The following is an 8,086-nucleotide window of genomic DNA, read 5'->3' as shown; positions in this document are numbered from 1 at the left end:
ACGGGTTTTGCGTCAGGCGGGGTGACGTGCAAACTTGGAGCTTTGTGCTTCAATTCAAGTTCAGTGCTGGTTGACAGTTTTGTGCTCCAAAAACCCGCCCGAACGCAAAGCCCGAAAACGTTGGCAGAGATTTTTGGAGAACGAAAACAAGAACGAAAAGATATATGAAATCAAATATAAAACTACTAATTTTTACAATATTCATTTCCAATATAACATTTGGACAAAAAGTTTGCAATGAATTTTACAATAAAAAATTTAGTAAAAGTGAATTAGTTGCAGACATAGAATTTATAAAAGAAAAAATATTAAATGCACATATAAATCCATTTACAGAAATTTCAAAAGAAGAATTTGAAAAAAATATTATTCAAATTGAAAATTCTTTAAAAAACGGAATGACTCAAAAAGATTTTTATTTTTTAGCAAAACCAATTTTTATAAAATTAAACGATGAGCATAGTGGTTTAAATGATTTTTGTATAACTGATAGCATTAAGAACAATCTTAAATTTTTTCCTTTAAGATTTAAATATGAAAATCAAAAAGTTATTTTAACTGAAAATTATAGTGGTGAAAGCATAAATAATGGTGATGAATTGTTGTCTATAAATGAGTTTTCTATTGAGAATATAATTGAAGGCTGTTCAAATCAAGTTTTTGGTATTTCAGAAGAACGAAAAACTATTGCAGTAGAAAAGTTATGGCTATATTTATCAAAATTCTGTTTTTTCATAACGGATGATTTTAATTTAAAATTCAAAAGTGGAAAAACAATATTAATCAAAGGACAAAATTGGGAAGAATTAAACAAAAACGTACAACAAACAAAGAAAAAAGATACTAATATTTCGATTTTAAAATATGAAAAAATTAAAGATTTTGGTTATCTAACAATAAACTCATTTAATGATAAACAAATAAAATATGATAAATGGGAATTGAAAATTGATTCAATTTTTTCAAAAATCAAAAATGACAAAGTACAAAAACTAATTATCGATGTTAGTAATAATGGTGGAGGAAATTCAGCTATTGGAAATTTAATAATTGATTATTTCTCTAACAAGAGTTACAAAGATTATGGTGGGAAATGGAAAAAAAGCAAAGAGTATTCAGATTTTATGAAAAAAAATAATTTTGAATATGCACCATATGAAAAATTACAAAATGGCGAATTAATGCCTCTTGTTTCAGATGAAAATAAACCTTCAAAAAACAAAAATAGGTTTAATGGTAAAACTTACATTTTAGTAGGTGAAAATACCTTTTCGAGTGCAATGATGTTTGCAATAATGGTTTTAGACAATAATTTAGCAACTGTAATTGGAGAAACTCCTAGCAAAGGACATCCTAATCATTTTGGTGAACTAATTGGATTTACAACTCCAAATACAGAATTAAATTTTAGGTTTGGTGTTAAAGAATGGATTAGACCTTCAGGGAAAACTGAAAACAACAAATTAATTCCAAATATAATGATTGACTTGCATAATAAAACAAAAGAAGAAATAATCGAATTGCTAAAATAAAACCATCTGCCAACAGCGGTTTCAAGAAATGGCGTGGCAAGGGATTTATCAGAAATTGAAAAGGTTTTTAATTAAAAGTTTTGTTTATATTTGTGAAGGCTTGGTCTTGGTTCATCGCCACTTCTTGAAGCCACAAAACGTTGGCAGAAATAATTGAAAAAAAACAGAAAAATCATGAAAAAAATAATTTTTATAAATTTAATAATCACAAGTTTTTTATCATCCTGTAGTAGCGGAGTTATTGTTACAAATTTAACTGAAAGAAATAAACAAGATGTTAATAATGTAAGTTTACTATCTAATCAAGAAATTTCTGAAATGAATGGAGATTTTGTTGGTGATATTATATTAAAGGAAAATTCTAAATTGGATTGGAACTTTTTAAAAACCAAACTTGTTGAAACTGCAAAAAACAATGGTGCAAATCATATTTTAATAAACAATATAGGTTATAACTTAAAAGGATATGGCTTCTATTTAGAAGGTAAAATGTATTATTCAGAAAAGCCAACTATTTTAAAATATGAAAATTGTGAAGTAGGTTTTGTAAGAGATAGATTTGAATCTGTTTTAGGCTCAGCTTTTGCTATTGAAGTCAAAGTTGAAGGTCAAAAATTAGGCGAATTGAAGAAGGACAATTCATTGATATATGAGGCTAAAAGTTGTGATGAAAAACTAAACGTTCAAATAAATAAAAAAGAGCTTTTAGTAACATTAAATGGTAAATCAAAATATTACAAAATTGGAAAACAAACTGCTGGTGGTTCATCTGGTGGTGGAATTCAAATTGGCATTGGTGGTTTATCAGTTGTTGAAATTGAAGACGAACAGTTAGGAAGATTACTTTACTTGCAAAATAAGTAATTATTACTTCTGCCAACCGCCGTTTGGCAATATGGCGGGTTTAGGCTTAATTTAAAGTTAATTTTATGTCTGAAAGTTTAGTCGTAAACCGAAAGTCTAGACTTCTTTAATCCGCCACATCGCCAAGCGGCCTAACGTTATCGGTAACTCTATGACGACAGTGCAAACATTAACGGACAGCGGAAAAATGAACGACATAACAACTTTGGCAAAGCCATTTTGCTATCCTTCGCAAAATCAAAAGAGCTGCAAATCAAACGCACAAGCCACCGCTATTTGCAGCACATTTGCTTTTGCCCAACCGCACCCAAGACCGTTCAGCCGACAACGACACAGTTTGGCGTATAGACCATTTAATATTGCAGACAAATTATGACAGAGCAACAAACTGAAATATTGTCTCCTATATTCAAAAGTTTATCAGTTCAGAAAATAAAAACTGAAACAGAGCAGACAAAATATAACAACAAATTACTTGCAAGTTTTGAAAAATTCAAAACAATAAAAGCAAGCGAAACGCTTGCTTTTATTAATACTGTTATTGCTGACTACCAATTGGCAGATGAAAAAATAAAGCAGAAAAATAAAACGCAAAGCGTTTTATTTAATCCTCTTACTTTCTTTCCAATTGGTGAGACAATGCACAGTTTTTTAATTGCTAATCTTATTGACCCCAATGCTTCACACGGACAAGGGAATTTGTTTCTCAAATCATTTCTCAAACTTTTAGACATTGAAGTTTTTGAAAAAGACAATTGGATTGTAACAGCAGAAACTGGCAGAATTGACATTCTACTTAGGCGACTTCATCCTCATACTGTTGTTGTAATTGAAAACAAATCCAACTATGCAGGAGACCAAGAGAATCAACTATATCGTTATTGGTTTCAAGAAATTTATTTACCAAATCATAAAAGGTTTGGAGATAAGACAGTTGAAAAAACCAGCAAGAACAATAACTATCAAGTAATTTATTTAACCCCTGCCGATTGGAAATTACCATCAGACCATACAATGAAAAGACCAAATGGCTATGATGTTAATTTACCCAACAGAATTCCAATTGAACCGAAAATTTGGTTGTTCAACAAACAAATAGTTCATTGGCTTGCTGACGCAAGCGAACAACTACACCAAGACAACCATCGGTTAAGAGAATACATAAAACAATACATTGAACTGTGGACATAATAAATAAACTAAAATGAATCAAGAATTATTAAAACAAGCAAAGGCGATGTTTGATTCGCCTGAAAAATGGAACGCATTTTTAGAACTTGTTTGGCAAAAAGATGAAATTAGAAACCAATGGTTTCTAAAGCTAAAGGAAGAAGCAAATAAAAAATTTTCAACAGAAGAATTTGTTGAAGGTTGGGTTTTTAATTCTTGGGGAGTTTGGGATTTGCACTGGTATCAAAAAGAACATGGAGACAAATCAATAGGATTACTTATTGGTTGGTGGGGCGAAATGACTTTGTATTGCAACGGTGAATTTTACGATACCGTAAAAATTCACGACCTTTTAAGAAGTGAAAGATTTGCCCCTTTGCTAAGTTGCTTCAACAGAATAGATAGGTTTTATGAAGGAGGAAGATTAGCAATAGAAACAAGAAATTTTTCATTTGACAGTCCACACGATACAAAATTTGATGCTGACAGATTAGGTTGGTATGCAGGAAACAGAACTGAAGATTTCCTAAATCAAATTGCAGCAAAAGTGAACAGATACCGAAAGGACGAAGAAATGAATTCACTACTTCACGAACTTAATTTACTAACCAAAATAAACAGAGAATAATGGCAGGACTACACCAAACAAAACCATTTCCGACCTTAAATAATATTCATGTTGCTGACGAAGCAGTCATAATAGATTTCTTAAACACCAATAGCAAAGCTATTGGTGCATTGAAGTATTTAGGTTCTTTCATTGATAACATTAAAATCAAAAATGAGATTGGTATAAAATCCAATTTGCAATTTTTGATTGTAGAAAGGGAGGAATTTGCAAGCGAATCAGCGGGACAAGACCATAAATATAATGCAAATGGCATAAAGGATATTTTTGAAATGAGTTATGATTTGCCTGACACATTTCTTAAAGAAGCCACCCCAACAGAGAAATATGTTATTCTTTCAACTGTTCAAACACATTCTTGTAATCCTAAAACAAGATGCTCAAAGTGTAGTGGTTCTGGCAGATGTCAAAGTTGCGATGCAAGAGGATGGAATAGTTGCAGTTCTTGCAGTGGGACAGGAAAAAAAGAACAACGAGACGGCAGTTTTGCAAATGGCAAACCGAAGTATAAAAAAATTTCGTGCTATTCTTGTTCAGGTGCAGGAAGAAAATCTTGCACCAGTTGTAACGGAACTGCAAAATGCTATCGTTGTGAAGGAAGCGGACAAGTAACTTGCAGCAGATGCGATGGAACAAGTTTTTATCAAACTTATAACGGCTATTCAAATACTCTTAAACCAGTAGTTGCAAACTTCCATTTTTCAGAGTATGAAAGTTTGAATAACATAGTTCCAATAACTAAAAACAAAACTGTTTATGATGATGATTTAATAGAATGGGAGAATAAAAGCACCGTTTTGTTTGACAACAAAGAAGGTGCAATAAAAGCAAACAAACATTCAAAACAGTTTATCAATTCATTAGAAAAGTTAGCAGGGCTAACTTCAAATCAAAAGTTTGGAAGAATTCATTCAGCAGTTGAAACAGTTCCGATAACAATTGTAGATTATTCCTTTGAGGACAAGGATTTTCAGCTTACAATAGTTGGTGAGGAAAACATAATTTGTTTTGAAGAAATTCCCAAGAAACACAGCTTTAAAGAAAATATTTTCAAACGCTTAATAAACTTCTTTACAAAGAAGAAAAGGCAAATTGCTTTTGTGTATATCGCTTCGTATATGTTCAATTCAGACGGCTCAATGGACGAACCCGAAATGAAATTACTTGAATTATTCCTAAACAACATTAAGCTAAAACAGGAAGAAAAGAATGTTTTAGTCGGAAATCTAAAACAGCGTTTGACACTTGAAGAACTTGCACCAAAAATCAAAAACATCAGAGGTGATTTAAGAGCATTGGTGTTTGCTTGGCAGTGTGTAATGCAAGACGGACAAATTAACCAAACAGAAATTGCAGCATTCGCAGAGTTATCTAAACTATTTAAGGTTGATGAAGCTGGTTTAGAAAAGATAAAACATAAGGCAACAAAATTTGCACACTTAAAAGATTCCGAAATGTTAGAGGAATATTTCAAATCGTAACTGTATGAAGTCAGAACTATTTACAGCAGCCGAAACAGGAAACATCAGCGTTTTACGAACTGCATTAAGCAAGGGTGTAGACATCAACCAAGTTGATGAAAACGGAGCAACGGCTTTAATGATTGCTTGTAAGTTTGGGCATACAGCATTGGTAAAGTTTATTCTAAGCAGGGGGGCTGAAATAAATTTAGCTGACAGCAAAGGAATGACAGCAGTTAAGAATGCAGAGTTATCAAATAAAGCAGACTTGATTGAACTTTTCAAAGATTTTATAGACGATAGTTCGGAAGATGACAACACAAGTGTTGGAGAAAACTTCAAAAATATTTTGGAAAACATTTTACCAGTATCTAAGCAAGTTGAACCAATTGTTAAGAGTTTAAGCGAAGAACAAAGAATGGAAATCAAAGGCGATTTGATTAAAATTCTTTTACTTTTTAGAAACGATGAAGAGGTTTCATTATATGATGGTTTTGGCTATGCCCTTTCAATTTTGGTTCTCCATTATCCCGACAAATACCTTGAAATATTTAACAACATCAAGGAGTTAAGCGTAAGCAAACAAAAATCCTTTGCAAAGGAAATTTTGAAGTCAGAAGAAAAGTATTTTGAGAATAATGATGTTTCAATCCAAAACTTTGTATTGGAATCAACAGACATTTTAAGTAAAGGCAACGCTGACAAAATGAAAAAAGCATTTTATGAATTTGCTGAAATCATTGTAAAAGGTGATGGAGTTGTTACAGAACAAGAAACTAAAACTTTGAAATTCCTTTCTAAATCATTCTTCAAAGAACAGAAAAATGAAACAAAACCTTTGCAAGCAAAGGAGTTTTCAAAAAATGAATTAGATACCATTCTTGAAGAATTAAACAGCCTTGTAGGAATGGAGAATATCAAAAGTGATATTCACACACTCATTAACATTATCAACGTAAACAAGCTAAGAACCAAGGAAGGATTACCTGAACAAAAACTTTCATTGCATTCAGTTTTTATTGGTCCTCCAGGAACTGGTAAAACAACTATTGCAAGAATTTTATCATATATATATCATTCGTTAGAACTCCTGCCAGAAAACAACTTTGTTGAAACAGACCGTAGCGGTTTGGTTGCAGGTTATGTAGGGCAAACCGCAATCAAGACAGACAACATAATAAGCCAAGCTAAAAATGGTATTCTGTTTATTGATGAAGCATACACTTTGAAGCGTAGCAACTCTGACAACGATTACGGTCAAGAAGCAATAGACATTCTTCTTAAACGTATGGAGGACTTTAGAGGAAATTTGATAATCATCGTTGCAGGCTACGAAACTGAAATGAATTTCTTTATAAATTCTAATCCCGGACTTAAATCACGTTTCAACCGATACTTTCATTTCAAGGATTACGATTCAACAGAACTAACAGAAATTTATAGGCGGATTGCCGACAAATCAGGTTTCATATTGAAAGACGAAGCACTTAAAACGCTTCACGACTTGTTTGAAAAACTTTGTTCAGCAAAAGACGACAAATTTGGTAACGCAAGATTAGCGAGGAACATTTTTGAAAAGACCTTTGAGAAACATGCAAACCGAACCGCTTACATTGCTCCAATCACAAGGGAAATTTTGACAACAATAGAAGCAGACGACATTCCAGTAGAAGAATTTTCAACAAACTAAACATGGACACAGTAGTAATTTATTTTGGTTTAGCAGTAACATTTGTAATCGCAATTGCAGTAGCAATTTTCGCTTGGAAAGTTGCGAACTTTTTTATTGCAAGACGTGAGTTTTATGTTACAAGTCCGTTTGACATGATGATGAAAAAATTGGGCTGGTGTTTATTTTGGTTTCTTTTTACAATTTATGTTGGTGTAACAATCATAGTTCCTAAAAAGGACAGAGACCAATATTTAAAATCTGATAAACATAAAACAACAAAACAAAAAGACGACAAATGAGCCAACGCATTTGCAAGCACATTTTATTTTTTGCCAACGCAGAATCCAAACAAAAAAATAAAAAGAGCTTGCAAGCCATCGCACAGAACACCGCTAACTTGACAGGACACAGCAATGAATATAAATCGCAAAGACAAATTTTTCAGCAAACTTGAAACTGCACCACTTCGGACAGACAGAAGAGCTACCGATAACAGCACCTACAAGAAATTGGCGGTTCAGTGGTTAAATGAAGCTTTGTGCTTCGTATTAAGTTTTGTGGTAGCAGACAGTTTAGTGCTTCGAAATCGCCAACTTCTTGTAGCTGAAAAACGTTGGCAGTCAGTTTAGAAAACCGAAAAACAAGAAAAACTATGGAAGAATTAAAAAAATCACTTCAATCAACATTAGACAAACATAAATTTGAATATAAATCTGTGTGTGAAACTTTATCTGGATTAGAATCTCGAAAAAATAACGCT

General features: G+C 32.3%; 9 protein-coding genes. All 9 read left to right on the top strand.

The features are described from left to right. Positions 1-164: 164 nt before the first annotated feature. The 9 genes from PHR76_RS12910 to PHR76_RS12870 all read left to right on the top strand — a co-directional run bounded on the left by PHR76_RS12910 (position 165) and on the right by PHR76_RS12870 (position 7,955). Positions 165-1,532 carry a S41 family peptidase gene (locus PHR76_RS12910; protein WP_300063510.1) on the top strand — a complete coding sequence of 456 codons (1,368 nt, stop codon included), beginning with the start codon at positions 165-167 and terminating at the stop codon, positions 1,530-1,532. Between the two features lie 174 nt (positions 1,533-1,706). Further along, positions 1,707-2,396, top strand: a complete 690-nt coding sequence (locus PHR76_RS12905; protein WP_300063507.1) for a hypothetical protein — start codon at positions 1,707-1,709, stop codon at positions 2,394-2,396. A gap of 151 nt (positions 2,397-2,547) precedes the next feature. Then, positions 2,548-2,772 carry a hypothetical protein gene (locus PHR76_RS12900; protein ID WP_300063504.1) on the top strand — a complete coding sequence of 75 codons (225 nt, stop codon included), beginning with the start codon at positions 2,548-2,550 and terminating at the stop codon, positions 2,770-2,772. Continuing rightward, entirely contained in the window at positions 2,769-3,587 is an 819-nt protein-coding gene (locus tag PHR76_RS12895) for a PD-(D/E)XK nuclease family protein (protein WP_300063501.1), read from the top strand. Before PHR76_RS12900 ends, PHR76_RS12895 begins: the two co-directional genes overlap by 4 nt. 13 nt (positions 3,588-3,600) lie before the next feature. Continuing rightward, complete coding sequence (locus PHR76_RS12890; RefSeq protein WP_300063498.1) at positions 3,601-4,194, top strand: hypothetical protein; 594 nt, start codon at positions 3,601-3,603, stop codon at positions 4,192-4,194. Beyond that, complete coding sequence (locus PHR76_RS12885) at positions 4,194-5,675, top strand: hypothetical protein (protein WP_300063495.1); 1,482 nt, start codon at positions 4,194-4,196, stop codon at positions 5,673-5,675. The genes PHR76_RS12890 and PHR76_RS12885 overlap by 1 nt, the downstream gene beginning before the upstream one ends. A gap of 4 nt (positions 5,676-5,679) precedes the next feature. Next, complete coding sequence (locus tag PHR76_RS12880; RefSeq protein ID WP_300063492.1) at positions 5,680-7,344, top strand: AAA family ATPase; 1,665 nt, start codon at positions 5,680-5,682, stop codon at positions 7,342-7,344. 2 nt (positions 7,345-7,346) lie between these two features. After that, positions 7,347-7,625 carry a hypothetical protein gene (locus tag PHR76_RS12875; RefSeq protein ID WP_300063490.1) on the top strand — a complete coding sequence of 93 codons (279 nt, stop codon included), beginning with the start codon at positions 7,347-7,349 and terminating at the stop codon, positions 7,623-7,625. Between the two features lie 114 nt (positions 7,626-7,739). Beyond that, positions 7,740-7,955 (top strand): hypothetical protein, encoded by a 216-nt coding sequence (locus tag PHR76_RS12870; RefSeq protein WP_300063487.1) that lies wholly within the window; start codon positions 7,740-7,742, stop codon positions 7,953-7,955. Positions 7,956-8,086 lie beyond the last annotated feature (131 nt).

The organism is Flavobacterium sp. (genome assembly GCF_028689845.1).
Classification (GTDB): Bacteria; Bacteroidota; Bacteroidia; order Flavobacteriales; family Flavobacteriaceae; genus Flavobacterium.
This window is presented reverse-complemented; position numbering and strand designations above follow the sequence as displayed.

Coding starts and splice junctions, on each gene's coding strand:
- PHR76_RS12910 (WP_300063510.1), top strand. CDS start 165: ATGAAATCAAATATAAAACTACTAATTTTTACAATATTCATTTCCAAT.
- PHR76_RS12905 (WP_300063507.1), top strand. CDS start 1,707: ATGAAAAAAATAATTTTTATAAATTTAATAATCACAAGTTTTTTATCA.
- PHR76_RS12900 (WP_300063504.1), top strand. CDS start 2,548: ATGACGACAGTGCAAACATTAACGGACAGCGGAAAAATGAACGACATA.
- PHR76_RS12895 (WP_300063501.1), top strand. CDS start 2,769: ATGACAGAGCAACAAACTGAAATATTGTCTCCTATATTCAAAAGTTTA.
- PHR76_RS12890 (WP_300063498.1), top strand. CDS start 3,601: ATGAATCAAGAATTATTAAAACAAGCAAAGGCGATGTTTGATTCGCCT.
- PHR76_RS12885 (WP_300063495.1), top strand. CDS start 4,194: ATGGCAGGACTACACCAAACAAAACCATTTCCGACCTTAAATAATATT.
- PHR76_RS12880 (WP_300063492.1), top strand. CDS start 5,680: ATGAAGTCAGAACTATTTACAGCAGCCGAAACAGGAAACATCAGCGTT.
- PHR76_RS12875 (WP_300063490.1), top strand. CDS start 7,347: ATGGACACAGTAGTAATTTATTTTGGTTTAGCAGTAACATTTGTAATC.
- PHR76_RS12870 (WP_300063487.1), top strand. CDS start 7,740: ATGAATATAAATCGCAAAGACAAATTTTTCAGCAAACTTGAAACTGCA.